The 16178-nt window shown below is 65.7% G+C and carries 17 protein-coding genes and 1 tRNA gene; 5 read left to right on the top strand and 13 right to left on the bottom strand.

What is annotated here, in order from left to right; all coding sequences use genetic code 11:
- Positions 1 to 3 precede the first annotated feature (3 nt).
- Positions 4 to 978: an alpha/beta fold hydrolase gene (locus G361_RS0120980; protein WP_019929074.1), complete on the top strand. Its 975-nt coding sequence runs from the start codon at positions 4 to 6 to the stop codon at positions 976 to 978.
- A 9-nt stretch (positions 979 to 987) separates the two neighbouring features.
- Here G361_RS0120980 and G361_RS0120975 read toward each other — a convergent pair whose 3' ends face one another.
- On the bottom strand, positions 988 to 2382 hold the full coding sequence (locus tag G361_RS0120975) for an amidase (RefSeq protein ID WP_019929073.1): 1395 nt from the start codon (positions 2380 to 2382) through the stop codon (positions 988 to 990).
- A complete protein-coding gene (locus G361_RS44325; RefSeq protein ID WP_019929072.1) occupies positions 2379 to 2948 on the bottom strand; it encodes a universal stress protein in 570 nt (189 codons plus the stop codon). Before G361_RS44325 ends, G361_RS0120975 begins: the two co-directional genes overlap by 4 nt.
- Positions 2949 to 3131: 183 nt before the next feature.
- Here G361_RS44325 and G361_RS0120965 point away from each other — a divergent pair, with 183 nt between their 5' ends.
- Entirely contained in the window at positions 3132 to 3776 is a 645-nt protein-coding gene (locus tag G361_RS0120965; RefSeq protein ID WP_019929071.1) for a TetR/AcrR family transcriptional regulator, read from the top strand.
- Positions 3777 to 3823: 47 nt separating this feature from the next.
- On the opposite strand, the gene G361_RS47105 is transcribed toward G361_RS0120965, so the two are convergent.
- The 3 genes from G361_RS47105 to G361_RS0120950 all read right to left on the bottom strand — a co-directional run bounded on the left by G361_RS47105 (position 3824) and on the right by G361_RS0120950 (position 7673).
- A complete protein-coding gene (locus tag G361_RS47105) occupies positions 3824 to 5566 on the bottom strand; it encodes a pentapeptide repeat-containing protein (RefSeq protein WP_196814520.1) in 1743 nt (580 codons plus the stop codon).
- 313 nt (positions 5567 to 5879) lie between these two features.
- Positions 5880 to 6464, bottom strand: coding sequence for a flavoprotein (locus tag G361_RS0120955; RefSeq protein ID WP_019929069.1), 585 nt, complete (start codon positions 6462 to 6464; stop codon positions 5880 to 5882).
- A gap of 36 nt (positions 6465 to 6500) precedes the next feature.
- On the bottom strand, positions 6501 to 7673 hold the full coding sequence (locus G361_RS0120950; RefSeq protein ID WP_019929068.1) for a helix-turn-helix domain-containing protein: 1173 nt from the start codon (positions 7671 to 7673) through the stop codon (positions 6501 to 6503).
- Between the two features lie 352 nt (positions 7674 to 8025).
- Here G361_RS0120950 and G361_RS0120945 point away from each other — a divergent pair, with 352 nt between their 5' ends.
- The gene (locus G361_RS0120945) at positions 8026 to 9306 is read left to right on the top strand and encodes a hypothetical protein (protein ID WP_196814519.1); all 1281 of its coding nucleotides are present in this window, start codon (positions 8026 to 8028) and stop codon (positions 9304 to 9306) included.
- Between the two features lie 8 nt (positions 9307 to 9314).
- The gene (gene cyaB / locus G361_RS0120940; protein WP_155981526.1) at positions 9315 to 9884 is read left to right on the top strand and encodes a class IV adenylate cyclase; all 570 of its coding nucleotides are present in this window, start codon (positions 9315 to 9317) and stop codon (positions 9882 to 9884) included.
- A 127-nt stretch (positions 9885 to 10011) separates the two neighbouring features.
- On the opposite strand, the gene G361_RS0120935 is transcribed toward cyaB, so the two are convergent.
- The 4 genes from G361_RS0120935 to G361_RS0120920 are packed head-to-tail and all read right to left on the bottom strand — an operon-like array spanning position 10012 to position 12603.
- Complete coding sequence (locus G361_RS0120935) at positions 10012 to 10299, bottom strand: hypothetical protein (protein WP_019929065.1); 288 nt, start codon at positions 10297 to 10299, stop codon at positions 10012 to 10014.
- A 4-nt stretch (positions 10300 to 10303) separates the two neighbouring features.
- Complete coding sequence (locus tag G361_RS0120930; RefSeq protein ID WP_019929064.1) at positions 10304 to 11719, bottom strand: DUF4157 domain-containing protein; 1416 nt, start codon at positions 11717 to 11719, stop codon at positions 10304 to 10306.
- Positions 11720 to 12010, bottom strand: a complete 291-nt coding sequence (locus G361_RS44315; protein WP_019929063.1) for a WXG100 family type VII secretion target — start codon at positions 12008 to 12010, stop codon at positions 11720 to 11722.
- Positions 12010 to 12603 (bottom strand): WXG100 family type VII secretion target, encoded by a 594-nt coding sequence (locus tag G361_RS0120920; protein WP_019929062.1) that lies wholly within the window; start codon positions 12601 to 12603, stop codon positions 12010 to 12012. Before G361_RS0120920 ends, G361_RS44315 begins: the two co-directional genes overlap by 1 nt.
- A gap of 283 nt (positions 12604 to 12886) precedes the next feature.
- Between G361_RS0120920 and G361_RS0120910 the strand changes: the two genes are divergently transcribed.
- The gene (locus G361_RS0120910) at positions 12887 to 13270 is read left to right on the top strand and encodes a hypothetical protein (protein ID WP_019929060.1); all 384 of its coding nucleotides are present in this window, start codon (positions 12887 to 12889) and stop codon (positions 13268 to 13270) included.
- A 229-nt stretch (positions 13271 to 13499) separates the two neighbouring features.
- Here G361_RS0120910 and G361_RS0120905 read toward each other — a convergent pair whose 3' ends face one another.
- The 4 genes from G361_RS0120905 to G361_RS0120890 form a co-directional block, all read right to left on the bottom strand.
- Positions 13500 to 15215: a DUF3556 domain-containing protein gene (locus tag G361_RS0120905; protein WP_026343305.1), complete on the bottom strand. Its 1716-nt coding sequence runs from the start codon at positions 15213 to 15215 to the stop codon at positions 13500 to 13502.
- On the bottom strand, positions 15158 to 15532 hold the full coding sequence (locus tag G361_RS49605; RefSeq protein ID WP_155981525.1) for a hypothetical protein: 375 nt from the start codon (positions 15530 to 15532) through the stop codon (positions 15158 to 15160). The genes G361_RS0120905 and G361_RS49605 overlap by 58 nt, the downstream gene beginning before the upstream one ends.
- A gap of 6 nt (positions 15533 to 15538) precedes the next feature.
- Positions 15539 to 15694: a hypothetical protein gene (locus tag G361_RS49600; RefSeq protein WP_155981524.1), complete on the bottom strand. Its 156-nt coding sequence runs from the start codon at positions 15692 to 15694 to the stop codon at positions 15539 to 15541.
- A gap of 32 nt (positions 15695 to 15726) precedes the next feature.
- Positions 15727 to 15811: transfer RNA gene (locus G361_RS0120890), tRNA-Leu, on the bottom strand.
- Positions 15812 to 16178 lie beyond the last annotated feature (367 nt).

Raw genomic sequence — 16178 nt, 5'->3', positions numbered from 1 at the left:
TCGATGCCAAGTCAGGTCAGCGAGAAGCCCGCCGGGCCGGACCGGCCGTTCCACCGGCAGCCCTTCTCCCGCCTCCCGGAACAGCCGACCCGGCCGCACCCGTACTTCCGCTCCGAGGCGCACGACTTGGCGATGGAGTCCGAGAGCCTCGGCACGCTGCGCGTCCACTACCGGACCTACGGCGCCGGTGAGCCGCTGCTGCTCGTCCACGGCCTGATGACCAGCGGCTACTCGTGGCGCTACGTCCTCGACGGACTCGGCGAGCACTACCGCCTGATCGTCCCCGATCTGCCCGGCAGCGGCCGCAGTTCGGCGCCGGCGCAGCGGTTGTCGGTCGCGGGCCTGGTCACCTGGCTCGGCGAATTCCAGACCGCGCTCGGCCTGACCGGCGGTCCGGTGGTGGGCAATTCGCTCGGTGGCTACCTGGTGCTCCGGCACGCTCTGGCCCAGCCGACCGCCTACTCCCGGATCGTCGCGATCCACCCCCCGGCGTTCTCCGAGCCGAGATTGCATGCGCTGCATACCGCTTTGTCCATCCCGCGCGCCGAGGACCTGTTCGGACTGTGGGTCCGCCGCGACACCGCTCGCTGGGCCCACCGGACCGTGCACTACTACGATGACACCCTCAAATCCCTGGAGGAGATGCGGGAGTACGGCGACCCGTTGAAGTCGGTCCAGGGCACCCGCGCGTTCGCGGGTTATCTGCGAGATGTCATGCGCCCCCGCGATTTCGCCGAATTCGAGGCGGAGCTGATCCGGCGCGGCAATGCGGGAGAACCGTTCCCGGTCCCGGTGCAACTGCTGTATTCCCGGAAGGATCCGATGGTGAATCCGGCGGTCGGGGATCGCCTGGTCGCGCTCATTCCGGGCGCGCGGCTGGATCGGGTGGACCGCTCCTCCCACTTCGTCCAGGTCGACAGCCCCGGCGAGGTCACCTCGTGTGTCCGCCGATTCCTGGAACCCGATCTGCCGCACTGAGTTTCCCGTTCACCACCACGGAGTGGGAAGGTGTGCGTCCCAGCGCAATTGCCGCTCGAGCTGCGCGACGACACCGACCAGCCTTCGTTCCGAGTCGGCGGGTCCGAGCAGTTGGGCTCCGAAGGGCAACCCGTCGTCGGTGAAGCCGGCCGGGAAACCCACTGCGGGCCAGCCGAGTACGTTCCAGGGAAAGGTGTACTGGATCGTGCCCAGCACGACCCGGTCGGTGGCGAACGAGCCCAACCCGTCCACGACCTCGACCGTCGGCGGCGGCATCGCGGTCACCGGCGCGAGCACCAGATCGAAATCCGCGAACAACCGCCCCACCCGCCGCCGCAACAAGGGTTCCACCGCGCGAGCCGACCGGCACGCCGGACCGGTCAGCAGCCTGCCCAGCCGTGCCTTGGTCGTCGTCCGCGGATCCACCTCCGCCGTAGGGAGATCCCGAAGCCGTTGCCGCACGGCCGGAACGATGCGCGAGATCATCGACAACGTCAGCGCCGGCCCGAAACCCGGCTCGGCAACCTCGACATCATGGCCCAGCGCCCGCAACTGCGCGGCCACCCGCCGCACACCGGCCTCGACCTCCGGGTGCAACGGCACTGACGCACCGGTGAACGCGGGCCGCAGCGCGAGCGCGATCCGCAACCGCCCGGGATCCGCGCCGACCGCATCGGACAACGTAACCCGCGGTGCCCCAAGGGTTTCCGTCTTCGGATCCGCGATCACATCGAACAACAACGCCGCATCCGCCACCGTCCGCGCGAGTGGCCCGTACACCGTCAACCCGTTGAACGGCTCCCGCGCAGGATCGGTGGGCACGCGCCCGCGCTGCGGTTTGATCCCGACCAGATTCGTCCACGACGCCGGAATCCGGATCGAGCCACCACCGTCCGAGCCGACCGCTCCCGGCACCAGCCCTGCCGCCACCGCGACCGCACTACCCCCCGACGACCCACCCGGCGTCCGCGCCGAATTCCACGGATTGCGGGTATACCCGAACGCCGGCGCACTGGTGAACGGCCATTGCCCGAGCTCCGGCGTATTGGTCTTGCCGACGATCACCGCACCGGCGTCCCGCAACCGCCGAACCACCTCGGAATCCAGGGTTCTGGGCGGAAACACACCCCCGCACCCGAACGAGGTGGGCAGCCCCGCGACATCCATATCGTCCTTCACCGCGATCGGCACACCGAGCAACGGCAGCCGTTCCCCCGCCGCCAGTCGCCGATCCGCCTCCTCCGCTTCGGCCGGCGCCTGCTCGCCACGAACCACCCGGAACGCGTTCAGACCGTCCTGACTACCCGAGATCCGCGCGAGCGCCTCCCCGACCGCGACACGAGAACCACCGGCCTCGGCCGCCAGCCCGGCGGCCAGCCCGCGCACCCCGGCCCGATCGTTCACAGCGCGGCCCGAGACGACACCTCGACCGGCCCGTGCAATCGGATGAACGACCGAACCCGACCGGCCCCCAACGCCTTTCGTCGAGCTGCACCGCCAGGAGGCGACACTGTACGCGCCGACATCGGACTGACCGACAACACCGTGGCCCGAGACCGCCGCGAGATCTCGTCGGACAACGTTCCCAGCAACCGCCCCACCGGCGTACGCGCACCATCGCCGCTGACCACGACGAGATCGGCCCGATCCTCGGCCACCGCCGACAACAGCGCATCGACCCGGGACCCCGGCACCGCCCGCCCGACCACCTCGGTTGCCCCCCAGCCGAGCGCTTCTCGCACCGCCGAGGTCAGCGTGTCCTCGGCCGGCGCCGCCCGCCGAACCAGATGCGCCTCACCCTTGAGCACATCGGCCGCCGCGGCCACATCGGCCGCACGCACCCGCCCATAAGCACACACGAGAATCAGCCGCGCACCGGCGGCCCCGGCGATAGTCGCTGCCGCGTGCACTGCGATGCGGGAAGTCTCGGAGCCGTCCGCGTCGACGACGATCGTCCGATATCGGTTCATTCGGGTCGCTCCTGGTGCCGTGCGACGGGGAAATCGAGCCACCGGACCGCAGGGTACGAGACCGACGATCGAGATCAAACCCACTGTGTCGCAAGGTGATCGGTTATTGTAACCATTACAAGATCCCGAGAGGTAGACTAACAATCCAGCCGAGTTCTTGCAAGCGATGCAAAAGGGTGCTCAGTGGACGTTCGGAAGAAGCGCACGATCGACGCATTGCTGCGCGCCGCGGAGGAAACACTCCAGGGCCGGCCCATGGACACCTGGACCCTCGACGAGGTCGCCGAACGAGCCGGCGTCGCAGTCGGCTCCATCTACAACCACTTCGGCTCCAAGGCCGGCCTCCTGGCCGCCGTGGTGGAACGAGCCCTCGCGGTGGACCGCCAGTTCATGGACCTGGCCTTCACCCCCGACCGCACCCCCGCCGAACAGGTCTATGCGGTAGCCGAGCAATACCTCCAGTTCTATCTCCAGTACCCCGAGTACTTCCGTATGCTCGCCGCCCCCACCGACCCCGGCCAATACGCCGCCGGCCGAGACCTCGCCGAACGCATGGCCGACCAGATCAAACAACAGAACGACCGCCTCGCCGCCGCCATCCGCCAAGGCATCGAAGCAGGCGTCGCCCGCTCGGTGGACGCCGAAAAGGTCGCCGCTGTCCTATTGGCCGCGTGGAACGGGATCATCAGCCTCCACTGGCGGCCGGACAGCCTCCGGCGCAACGAGGCCGAGCTGCGCGAATTGCTCGCTGCCGCAGCGGATGTCATTGCGCACGGGTTGTTGAGTGAGCGGCACGGTACGGAGTCGGCCCCGGTGAGCGCCGGGTAGAGATCCGCCACTTGCCGACAGCAGCGCGGGCCGGACGGTTCGCTCGGTCAGCCGATCTTTCCCGCGCTGCCGGATGTGACCGGCGGCCACGAATCCGGGAGTACGTTGGCGGGCTTTCGCCGCACATCGTTGTCCCAGGCGAATATCGGTGCTGGTGGACCCCATCTCACCGGATCGGCGAACGACACCCGGCCGTGGCCGAAGTCGGTGGCGCTGAAGTCGGCCGGTTTCTCACCCGCGAACATCGCACCGTCGAACCGGGTGGTGCCGGAGAAGGTCGTGCGGTCGAACTTGGTGTCGCTGGAGAAGGTCGCACGGTCGAAGCGCGCGATGCCGCAGAAGGTCGCGCCGTTGAATCTCGTGTCGCCGAAGAAGGCCGTATCGCCGAACCAGGTGGTGCCGTAGAAGGTCGCGCCGCCGAACCGAGTGTCGCCGCAGAAGGCAGCGCCGTCGAACCAGGCCGTGCCGGAGATGGCCGCGCCACCGAACCAGGCGTCGCCGGAGAAGCCCGCACTGCCGAATCGAGCATCGCCGGAGAAGATCGCACCGCCGAACCAGGCGTCGCGGGCGAAGGCCGTACCGCCGAACCAGGCGTCGCGAGAGAAGGCCGCGCCCCCGAACCAGGCATTGCCGGAAAAGGTGGCTTCGTCGAATCGGGCGGCGCCGAGAAAGGTCGCGCTGTCGAATTTCGAGTCGCCGGAGAAGGTCGCGCCGCCGAACCAGCCGGTGTCGAAAAAGGTCGCGGCATCGAACCAAGCGGTGCCGGCGAAGGCCGCGCCGTCGAACTTGGTGTCACCGGAAAAGGTCGCGCCGTCGAATCTGGTGGTGTGGGAGAAGATTGCGCCGTCGAACCCGGCATCGCCGAAGAAGGTCGCATTCTCGAACCCGGCGTGCCCGGAGAACATCGCGCCGGTGAACCTGGTGGGACCGGAGAAGGTCGCACCGCCGAACCGAGCGTCACCGGAGAAGACAGCGCCACCGAATCGCGCGTCGCGGGAGAAGGTTGCGCCGTCGAACCAGGCGTCACGGGAGAAGGCCGTGCGGTCGAATCGGGCATCGTCGGCGAAGGTCGCTTCGTCGAACCGGGTGGTCCCGGAGAAGGCCGTGCGGTCGAACCGGGTCGGTCCGGAGAAAGTGGCGCCGTCGAATCGGGTGATGCCGGAGAAAGCGGTCGTCGAGAGATCCGGGTTCTCGAGATGCGCGGTGCGGAAGTCGAAATCGTTGGCGGACCACGAATATGCGGCATCGAGACGCAGATGGGCCGCGATGACACGGACGATGGTCTTACGGACCTCACTGTCGTTCTGCCGATAGTCGAACTGCCGTTCCTGATCGCCGCGGCGTTCCCCGTCGGTGTCGGTGACGGGTTCTTTGAGGACGAGCTTGCTCTGATGATTGGTGCCGAGCCCAGGATCGTAGGGCAGGCGCAGATACCCGCAGAGCACGTCGATGCACTGCTGGCGGCGCAGACCCTCGGACTCGTCGGCGACACCGGCCATCGCGTACACCCCCGCGATCCGCACCGCCACATCGGCATTGCCGAGTTGCGCGGCCGCGGCGCTGAACCGTTCGACGAACCGCCCCTGCTCCACATCACGCTGCCGCCGGTAGGCAACCACCAGCGCGACCACACCCCCGACCCCACCGGCCACGGTCAACGCCAACTTCGTGACATCGACCGAGGTGCCGCCGTGCTGAGGATGGAACGCCGCGAACAGAATCCACTCCGCCAGTGTGGCGATGCCGGCACCGATCACGATGGCCAGCAACACTGCGGTAGACAGCCGCATCCGATCCGACCACCGCGAAACCTTTTGCGGTACTTCACGTAATCGCGCGATCCTCGTGCGCGCCCACCCGAACACGGCACGATTCTCACCCATCCCGCCCGATCGTGATTGCGTTATGGCGCAACGGAATCCGCGGAACCGGGCACTTCGGGCGTTATGGGGACACCGGTCGGAATTTGGGGTTGTGTAACAGTGGCGGAACGCCTCGGCAAAGCGACCGACCGGAATTCGGGTGACGAACGATCCGTAACCGCCGGGTGCCCTTCTGGCGGACAGAAGTCACTGCCTGCGCCATGATCGCTACCTGCTCGTCTCATCCCGGATATTTCTCGGTGCGATCCGATGGTTTTCCGACCGTGAGCTTGGGATGGTTGTGCAGTGTGTGCCAAGCATTTTCCCACGGGAAACGCTCGGCGGCGGCCGCGCCGGTCTTCGGCTCGTGTGGTGGGTCTTCTGCCAGCACAGTGACACCCCACTGTGAGAGTTTGCCAACCGCATCACCGATTGGCGGGAAGCTCATCAATGCCCGGTTCACGAACGGTACGGCCACTACGGGAATCCCGAGTCCGATCCCCTCGATCAGTAGGCCCAGCGGCAGCGTGTCGGAGATCCCGACGGCCCACTTCGCCAGCGAGTTCGAGGTGAGGGGTGCGGCGATCATCCCATCGGCCGGCGGCAGTACATCTCGTGTGCCCGGGTCCTTGTACTGGCTGCGCACCGGATGGCCTGTCCTGGTGACCAATTCGTCGACATCGATGAACCGTCGGCCCGCCGGCGACGAGATGACGCACACATCCCATCCGTCGCTCTGGGCGAGGTCCACCAGTTTGCCGATGTCTCGGGCGACGCTCGCGCCGGTGACGATGGCGTAGAGAACCGGAATCCCGTGCTCGTTCATGCATGTCATCGTGCCAGCCCGGCCGGTCGCCGTTGGTTACAGCGGCGTACCCAGCCACGACGCGAATCCCAGCAGACTGTCCGACTGGCGGCGCTGAACTGCGGCGATGCCATGGATGGTTTCGCGGACCGATGGATGCAGGCGCGTCTGCTGTGGCGCGGTGGCACGCGCCTTGGTGAGCGCCACCAGCGCCTTGTCCGGCTTGCCCGCCATCAGCCATGCGCGTGCGTTGTCCTGCCAATGGTGACCTGCTCGCGGAGCCGCAACGTCCGGCGGCAACGTCAGCAGTGCTCCGTCGTCGGCGGCCTTGCCGGGGTCACCGGCTTCCAACTCGACAGCGCAAGAATGTATTTCGACATTGCCCGGACCGAAGTCGGTCGTATAGAGATTGCTTTCCCGGTGCATCGGGCGCGCGATCAGGCGTGCTTCATCGATATGATCTCGCGCGGCCTTCAGCTGCAAACCACGCGCGGCGACGATGGCGGCGCGGAGATGCCCGTATCCGCGTAGAACACGTTGTCGCTCGTTGTCTTCGGGTACCAGCTTCAGGCCTCGATGTACCAGCGACATCGCGATGTCGGTTGAGCCGTACGACATCAGCAATCGAGCGCGTTTCATCAGGCTGCGGACCGCGTACCCGGGATCTTCGACGTGCCCGGCTGCCCAGTCGAGGCGATCCAGTGCCAAGGCTGCCAGTGACGAGTATCCGAGGCGGCAGCAGGCACCTTCGGCGGCGATGTATGCCGCACACAGCATCTCGTACGCCTCGGTACTTTCCAGATCACCTTGTGAGACCTCGGCGGCGCCGTGCAGCTGCCGAATCAGTCCGGGCAGCATGATCACGGCGTGGCGTGTCCGGTCTTCCCGCAATGCCTTTTCGACCCTGGACAGTTCAGCGGACATTGTCGCCGGTGATGAAGGTTGCCCCGCCGATATGTATGCGCCTTCGGAAAGAATCGCGCGAAGTTCGGAGAGTCCCTCGACCGGTCCGTCCTCTTTCAACGTATCGACGAACGGCGTTCCTTGCAGTCGGTCCGGTTCGATCCCCAGCGCTTTCGCCATTGCGGCGATGAATCCGGGTGATGCGACCTCTCGGCCCTGTTCGACCGCTTTGACCATACTCAGGCTGTAGGAGGCGCGCGCCGCCAAACGCTGTTGGCTCAGCCCGGCGAGTTTGCGCTCGGCGGCAAGCCGCTGCCCGATGTGCATGGGTCGAGCGTAGATCGATCACCGCCGGTGCGCTTCTGTCCCTTCGCTGGCCCTCCCCGAGAGCGGTGTCCTCGAAGCTCGACAGTGCCGCGCCGCCCTACCCATCCGGGTCACTCGGATCTCCGGCGGCGGCTGCGTGAGACACCTTGCACGACGCCCGACCATCCACGGCGTCACCGAGTCCGGGGATGGCACACCGAAGTTCGATCCCGGCAGGGCCGATCAGCGGCCGATCGGAATCAGGAGAGGCTCGATGATCGGAATCGCTGAACGCTTTGCGCGCGAACACAAGTCGGCTGCGACGTACCTGGACCAGGCCACGAATTACCACGATGACGAGAAAGGATCTTTGGTGCACCGTGCCCTGGAGCGTGTCGCTGCGAACCGGCCGCACGTCGTCGAGATCGGGCCCGGCGGTGGCGCGGCGGTCGAGTTCCTCGCCGCGCAATTGACCGAGCGACCCCGGCCGGTGCAGTTGACACTGGTGGAAGCACCGGGAGTGATGTCGGAATCGCTGGCCATGGCGGTGGATCGGTTCAATACGATCGGCTCCTGCGAATTGGTCCGTGGCTGGGCACACGACATCGCGGATCTGCTCGCGGAGCAGGTCGATGTGGTCAGCGCGTCGGCGGTGTTGCACGAAATCTATTCCTACAGTGGGGCATATACAGGCCTGCATGCCATGCTGCGGACTCTGCCGACGGTCATCCGTGAGTACGGGTATTTCGTCTATCGCGATGTGTATGCGGTCGCCGCTGCGAGCCTGCACGAGCGAGTGGTCCACTCCTACGGCACCCGGGCGTGGTTGCAGTTCCTGCGTATGTTCCTGCCGCACTATCTCGCCGAGGGGATACATCCGTATCACCATCACGACGACGAGGTGGTCGCACGACAGGACTCGCGGATCGTGCCGGTGAGTGAGCTGGACACCAGGGTCTGCGCGACGATCGAAGCCCCGGTGGGGATCTTCCGTGAGGTGCAACTGCATTACCTCACCTTCCGTGATCATGTCTGGCGGTCCGGGACGGCCGGATTCCGGCCGGTGCTGGACGGGCCGCTGGCCGGCGACTGGATCGACTTCCGGTCCGGGCACAAACGTGTGCACTATGCGGTGACCGGATCGCAGTGGATGCCGACCGCGCAGCAGGCGAATCTCCTCGCGGTCAGCGAGCCGTTCGGCGACCATCACGTTATGGACGGTGATCTGTTCGACGCGGTGTCCGATGTCGCGTTGATGGCATTCATGGCTGCGGCCGAACGCGGCGACGAGGACTGTGCCCGGATCTGGCAGGCGTGGCTGGCGCGGGAGGGCCGTGAAACCTACGCCTACTTGACCACTGGTGATCTGGTTACCACGGTCGCGGTGCAGTCGATCGAAGCGACTGCCGAGCAGGGGACCGTCCTGATGCCGGTCCGCGCCGATGACGTGTTTACCCGAGATCGTCTGTACTACAACAGGTTTCTGACCAAACGGCTGTCGAACCCGCTGGTCGATGCCAAGCAGCTGTGCCTGTTCCAGAACATTCCCGTGCGCGATACCGACACCATCGCACAGGCGTTGGGCACGCTGCGCACGATCTGCACGAAGCCCGATCTCGCCCGCCTGCAGACCGCTGTCCAGTGGAGAGGATGATTCCCGATATGACTCTGATCGAGGTCGAACGCAAACGCGAACTGCCCGACAGCAACAGCCTGCGTGACCGGCTGGCCGAACTCGGTTACCGCGACATCGGTTGTCTGAACGAGACCGACGTCTACTACAGCAGGCCCGACGTGGACTTCATGGAAACCGTTGAGTGCCTGCGTGTCCGGCGTCGGAACGGATTCGCGGAGGTCACCTACAAGCCGCCGTCCGGCGCTGACACCCACCGTGTCGGCGATGTGATCGCGAAGCAGGAGACCAACGTTCGCCTCGCTACACCGGAACAGTCCGATGCGGCGCGGGCGCTGCTGGATGCGCTCGGCATGGTCGAACTCGCGACGGTCGAGAAGGCGCGCACTCAGTACCGGCACCCCGAGCGTGACAATGTGGTAATCGCTGTCGATATCGTCACCGGGGCAGGGGTTTTCGTCGAAACCGAGATCACCGCGGGCGACCGCGATGCGGCGATCGTCGATCTGGAACGGATCGAACACGAACTCGGGATCGAGGGTTATCCGGTGGTGCGGTTGCCGTATCGGGATTTGGTGATGGCGACCGTGCGGGCATGAGCTGATAGTTGTGGCGTACCAGCCCGCTTCCGTGCTCACACTCGGCGGCTGATGACCCGTGCCTGTCATGATCAGAGGGCGAAGGCCGGAATCGAGCACGATGGTCGTTTTTTCCGGCGTCCCGCTCTTATGCCGTACCATTCTCTGCCGCTGCGGAATCACCGGCTGAGAGGGAATGGACGATATCGCCGGGCTCCAGGTGGGACGAGATTTCCTCGGAGAAGACCAGTGAGAACTTTCCCGGCTCGGGCTGGTGGAAGTCGAGGGATTCGAGGACTCCTCGAAACACCGATCCGTTCTTCTTTCGCAGCTCGACGTGCTGGCCGACGGTGAAATCCCCGGTTGCACTGCCGACAACGAAGGGGGTGGGCCGGAAGCTGACCGGGAAAATATCTTCCACATAGAATTCGCTCACGGATTCAGCCTCCCTGACTTCCCGCAGTGTATCTGTTCCAGAATTCCTCATCGGCTGTGTACGCTTCGTCCTCCAGTTGCCGAGTGACGCTCGAGCCTACTCGTCCGTCCGCGTACTGATCGATGTGAACTCGCTCGTGGACCAGATTCCGCATCAACGTCTCTTCATCGGCGAAAGCGCTGGGAGCCAACGCGATATGCCCCGGAGCGGTGCTGGCGCTGGCCTGCATCGTGTCGAAGTAGCGAACGTCGTCGGCGGAACCGGCGACATCCACACGGACGCCTCGCAGGTCCACTCCGGCTCTGCGCGCGTACTCCTCGATGGTCTGCTGGGTCATCGGGAGATGGTCGCCGCTGTCCAGGATCTCCCTGTTCGTCCTGGATCCCATCCGGGAGAAGAGACGTCCGTCCGCCATGACTGCCGCGCGCCGGGCGAACGGGTTGAATTTGGTCTTGACCGCGTCGACCCAGCGTCGAACCTTCTCCAGCAGTGGTTTCAGTCGTTCGGCGAGGGGTTTGATGACGTCGGTGACGATCTCGGCGGCTTTGGTGGCGAGTTCGGTGATGACCGTGGCGATGCGGCGGGCCTTGACGGCGACTCGTGCCGCCATGGCGGTGTTGCCGACCCATTCCGACACCGAAGCGGTGAAGGGGGTGAGCACGGCGAAAACTGTTTCGGCGGCTACGGTTTCGGCGGCAAACTCACTCAGTTCGTCGAGGATCTTCCGATGGGCATCATCGAGGTGCTGGGCATAGGTGTTGCAGCCGTCGCCGAGGGCTCGACAGGCGTCGGCGAGGGCGGTGAGGTCGGTCTGCCGGTCCCGGCAGGTGGTGACCGCGGTGTCGATCTCGGGGGACTGTTGATTGCCGAGTAGTGCGACAGCGCTGGGTATTTCACCGGCGAGGGTCCGGTAGTCGGACGAGGCGGTGTGCCACGCGGTCGCGGCGGAGTGCAGTTGGTCCTGGTGGCCGTCGGGCCAGGTGAGGCCGACGGCGTCTCTGATGATCGACCATCCGAACGGTTCGGGGATGCCGTGGCCGGCAGCGGACGGCACGGATTGGGGCAGACAGGGTTCCGGTGTCAGGGCCGGGGCGGCCGGGGCCGGGAGATCGCGGTGGTCGGCGGTGGTTTCGGTGACGTGGTGGTTGTGGGCGCCGACGATGATCAGGTCGCGGATCTGCCCGCACGCGATGGCAAGTGCGGCGGAGGTCGAGATCGCCAGATCGGCGGTCTCGTCGTAGGAGGTGGCCCACTGCCGGCCGACGCTGTCGTCGCCGGCCATGCCCGCATAGTTGGTGAGGACGGCCGCCAGTGACGAGTGGGTGATTGTCGCGTCGGTGGCTATCTGCCCGAAAATCTCTCCGGCACTGTGATATTCGTCGGCCCGGTGCACGATCACCGGCACGGTCGGTGTCGCCATCTACGGCCACATCTGCAGGTTGACGGTGCCGACGCGGTGATAGGCGTTGCGAGCCACCGTGAGTTCCTGCCGCAGCGCCGAAAGCGCTTGCTGCATAGCGGTGATCGAGGCGATCTGGTCATTGTGAGCGGCACGGTGTGCGGCGGCGCCGGCACCGGTCCACTGCACGTGCAGCCGGTCGATCCGGTCGTCGAGGTCTGCCGCGGTGCTCTCGATCGCGGACTCCAGTTTCGCGGTGTCGTCGATCAATTGCTGCAGGCGGTCGAGGTCCACCCGGTAATCGGCCGACATCACAGTGCTCCCGGCAGATCGAGGCTGAAGCTTACTGCGGCAATCGTTTCCGCTGATCGCGTGTCTACGGTGAGGTAGCTTTCGGCGGTACTGTGCAGGGCGGCCGCGTCGGTGAGCAACGACCCGACAACACGCCGCGCGCTGTCCTCCCACTGTGCCCAGGGTTCTTCGTGGGAACCCGCTGCCACACCTCGCCATTCGCTTCCGATGAACGCCGCGACCGCGCGCATGTGGATGTCGATCGTGTCGGCGAGTTGCTGCGCAGTGGCCTCCAACCCGCCGGCGGTGGCATGAAGCGTCTCCGGATTCGCTTCGAGTTGACCGGTCATACCGTGTTCCCCCTCGCTGCCTGTCTGGTTCTCGCTGTGGTCCGTTTCAGTACTTCGCACCCATCCCACGACACCGCCGACAAGTTCCGGCTCCGGCGATGGGCACGATTCGAACAGGATCGAACTAGAGATGTCGACGTCCGGACACGCAAGGACTCGGGCGATCCCGGCGTCGAACACCGCATCGAGTTGGGTCGCGACCTCGGCGTCCCCCCATTTCGCGCATGCGGCAAGGGACTCGGTCAGGTCGAAGTTTACTGTCATCGTGCCGGCGCTCGATCGAGCGGGCTGCCGTTAGCTCAGATGTTGCCCTGCCAGAGCGCAGAGACGGTTGTGCCGGGTATCGACGCAGTCGGCCGAAGCGGCGAGCAGCTCGGCCGGCAGTCGATGGGTCAGTAGGACACTCTGCCGAACTCGATCGCATAGGCGTGCGTCGTCCCGGACGAAGCGGGTCGTCTCCGCGCCGTGACATTGCGGGCCGTGATTCTACGATTGACCTGAGGGGCAGCGTACGTCGCGAGCCGGTGAGCGAAAGGACTTGCGGTGCATGATCGATCGGATCGGGCACAAGACACCTACCGAGCGCTTCTTCACAGCATGGTGGCGGGCCGGCGTCTCGGGCCTATTGGTGGCGGGGTTCGTCTCGTGGGCGGTGTGGGAGGCTTTGGACGAGCCCACCCACTGTGATTACCAATCACCCTGCTCGACGGGCACGCTCCTGTCGAATGGCGCCGTCCCGCTCTGCTGCCTGTGGGGATTCTGGTGTGCCGCAGGCGTGGTCACCTGGCTGGTCGGCCGGTTCACCACATCCCGAGGCATGCGCTCGGGCTCGGTGCCGGCGCTGCTGAGCGGAGCGACGGTCTTCGTGTTCGGCTTGTTCGCCGCCGTCACGACCCTCCTGCACGTCATCGACGCCACCTATGGCCTCTGACCGCGCCGATTGTGCTTGACACCCAACACAGTTGTCCATGATGACCTGATGAACAAGCTCCTCGTGCTGATCAACGGATTACCGGGCTCGGGCAAGACGACACTGGGCCGAGCAGGCTGCACCGCTCGGTCTCGCTGCCACCCTGTTCGTCGACACGACCCGGACGATCGACTGTGCCGCCCTCGCCGAGCAGGTCGAGCGCGCGGGTGGTGTGCCACGGTGACAGAAGTCACTGTGCCGCAACCCTTTCGAGCGGCTGCACCGGGACCGGATCGGCCGGATCGGGCCAGGGTTGGCGGGCGATCATGTCCGCCACGCGCACAAAGCCTTCCTCGACGAGACCTGTTGCCGCGTCGACGATCCGGTAGTGCTGGCGCTGCCGGTGGATGGATTGCGCCTCGAGGATGACCACGCGCACATCGCCGGGTTCGAATGCACAACGGCGTTGCAGGGCGGCGAGCAGTTGCTCGTTGTGCAGGTGGCCCTCGCCGAAATTCCAGCCCACGGCATGACCGGCGACGGTTTCCCCGTCCCGCACGGCATAGTCGTCGAGGTTGTCGACGGCGCGCTCGATGAGTGTGTTGAGCGCGCGGCCGTGCGGGTGCATCGCCCGCCAGGCCATGCCCTTGGCGATGATCATGTCCATCTCGTGCGCTCCGTACAGCGCCGTGAGCTGCGTGGTCGCCGAGCCGGAACTCGCCGTGAGCGCGGCCTCGATCCGCTCCTCGGCGTTACCGCGGAACAGCCAGACGCTGGTGGCCCAATTACCCGCGTAGTACCGCATCGACGGAAGGAACGAGATCCATTCCGGCTTCAGGTTACCCACCGCCGGGACCACCAGAAGCGCGAGCAGCAGCACGATCCCGAGCACCGGCGACCGCAGATCGAGGACATCGACATCGGCGTAGTGCCCGAACAACCACGGAATGCTGATGACGAAGAAGACATTCCACTCCAGCGGCACCCCGACCGGCATCGTCGACAGGATGTGCAGGTGGAAGACCATCATCGCGCCGACCGCGATCACCGTGAAAGTACCGCCGTGGCAGAAGAATACGAGACACGCCGGAATCGTGTACTCGACCACCGTGCCGAAGTGCGCCAGCCCGAACGGTATCCGGGAGGCCCGCAGGTCCCGCGGAAAGTCGCGGTACATCTTGCGTTTGAGCCACCGCAGCCGCATCACCGGACTGTTGCTCATCATCACCGAGACCACGAACGGGAAATGGTGGTTGAGTTTGGACGTGGCCGCACCCCACCACAGCGCCAGCATGATCAGCTTCCAGCCGATGATCTGCTCGGTGGGGGAGAAGAAGAACACCAGCACCGCCAGGCCGTAATGCTCGGCGCGTGCCGCGAGAAACACTGTCTTGTCGCGCAACCCGAGCAGCGCCAGCGCAACCAGTAGCGGGATCACCGTCCGCGCGTCGAGGACGCCGGCCGCGGTCGCCCGGCCCATGAGCGTCCAGATCGCCGACACCAGCACGACCGCGTACAGGGCCATGTCGGCCGCGGTACGGCGATCGCCTCGGGTGAACGGCACGCGGCGCGGCCACGGTGGCAGCCGCACGGTGCCGGGACGCAGGAAGTACAGGATGCCGCCGATCGGCGGCAGGAATCGCATGGTGAGCGGCCCAGAGCCGCAACCGAGTCCGACCAGCTCCCACAACAGGGTCCAGACGATCAGCTTCTGGTAGGCCACCGGCTGGGTCCACCACTCGGTGAGGTGGCCGATCCCGCCGAACCCGGCCGTCAGCCCGATGACCGCCGCGGCCCCGGCCACGTAGACAACGCATTTGAGCAGATACAACGGAAGCACACCCCACGGAGTGCCGAACCCGTACTCGGCCCAGTGCACCGACATGATGCGCATACGCTCGCTGCGCGTTAGCGACTGCCAGCGTGTTTCGTCGATGTCCGGAAGGTCCGGAGCCAGAAATCCCACGGCCGCAGCCTAAGTTCGGCCAGGCAGGTGCGCAGCACGGGCCGGTCGATCGTGCCGGCCGGGCTGTGCGGCCGCCGGTCTACAGCGCCGAATTCGACGGGAATCTCGAACCCGGCCAACGAATTCCGCATGGCGAGTTCGTCAGCCACGACGTCCGTCTCGACCAGGATCGGGTAGCCGTATTCGTCGATCCGGCCCGCATCACGGGTGCGCAGCCAGCCGTCGACGATGCCTCGGTCGTCACCCCGGCCGTCCGGGTAGCCACGCAATAGTCGTCGGCGAAGTACGCGTTCCACGCGTATGTGCCGGGTCAGCATCAGACCTCATGCCTCGCGCACGACGGCTGCGATCGGCAGGGAGTTCGCCGCGATCCGCTCGATGACCAACAGCAGGCCAGGATCGGTACGAATGCCGGAAAATTTCGCAGGTAGAAGCACTGCATCCGGGTCTTCCCGCAGTGTCCGAGCCCCCTCGAACACGCCCGTCCGGAAACCTCACGAACGACGAAACCTGGTGCGCGAGGGGGGACTTGAACCCCCACGTCCGAAGACACTGGAACCTAAATCCAGCGCGTCTGCCTATTTCGCCACTCGCGCGTGCTGGTACGACCGTCCAAACTCTACCGGCCTTGACCGAGATCGCGAAGCTCGCCACGAGTGTTTCATACTCGCGAGTAGGTCTACCTGGATTTATAACAATTCGATAACCGGCAATATGAGGGACCCTCAGCTTTCCTTCGCGGGTGTAACCGGGGTGGACCAGCGGGTTCAAACATGAGGGAGGGTCATGTTTGGGGTCGTTCTTGGACGAACGTACCGAAATACTCGGCGGTAGCCGGAGGCGCTCCGGACAAACGTGAGGCTTTCCTCATGATTCTGTGCCACCCTGGCCAGGTATCGGGTCCGCGAGGCCGCGGGTAGTCCACGTTGTCGTGGCCGCCCGGACCAGGGACGAGCCGCCAGA

The organism is Nocardia sp. BMG111209 (genome assembly GCF_000381925.1).
Taxonomy (GTDB): Bacteria; Actinomycetota; Actinomycetes; order Mycobacteriales; family Mycobacteriaceae; genus Nocardia.
Note: the sequence above shows the minus strand (reverse complement) of the source record. Positions and strands in the feature narration are given on the sequence as shown.

What these genes read in the sequence shown, in the direction of transcription:
- G361_RS47105 (WP_196814520.1), bottom strand. Translation starts at nt 5,566, where the DNA reads ATGCGGCTGTCTACCGCAGTGTTGCTGGCCATCGTGATCGGTGCCGGC.
- G361_RS0120910 (WP_019929060.1), top strand. Translation starts at nt 12,887, where the DNA reads ATGATCGATCGGATCGGGCACAAGACACCTACCGAGCGCTTCTTCACA.
- G361_RS44315 (WP_019929063.1), bottom strand. Translation starts at nt 12,010, where the DNA reads ATGTCGGCCGATTACCGGGTGGACCTCGACCGCCTGCAGCAATTGATC.
- G361_RS0120920 (WP_019929062.1), bottom strand. Translation starts at nt 12,603, where the DNA reads ATGACAGTAAACTTCGACCTGACCGAGTCCCTTGCCGCATGCGCGAAA.
- G361_RS0120930 (WP_019929064.1), bottom strand. Translation starts at nt 11,719, where the DNA reads ATGGCGACACCGACCGTGCCGGTGATCGTGCACCGGGCCGACGAATAT.
- G361_RS0120950 (WP_019929068.1), bottom strand. Translation starts at nt 7,673, where the DNA reads ATGCACATCGGGCAGCGGCTTGCCGCCGAGCGCAAACTCGCCGGGCTG.
- cyaB (WP_155981526.1), top strand. Translation starts at nt 9,315, where the DNA reads ATGACTCTGATCGAGGTCGAACGCAAACGCGAACTGCCCGACAGCAAC.
- G361_RS0120980 (WP_019929074.1), top strand. Translation starts at nt 4, where the DNA reads ATGCCAAGTCAGGTCAGCGAGAAGCCCGCCGGGCCGGACCGGCCGTTC.
- G361_RS49605 (WP_155981525.1), bottom strand. Translation starts at nt 15,532, where the DNA reads ATGCTGACCCGGCACATACGCGTGGAACGCGTACTTCGCCGACGACTA.
- G361_RS44325 (WP_019929072.1), bottom strand. Translation starts at nt 2,948, where the DNA reads ATGAACCGATATCGGACGATCGTCGTCGACGCGGACGGCTCCGAGACT.
- G361_RS0120955 (WP_019929069.1), bottom strand. Translation starts at nt 6,464, where the DNA reads ATGAACGAGCACGGGATTCCGGTTCTCTACGCCATCGTCACCGGCGCG.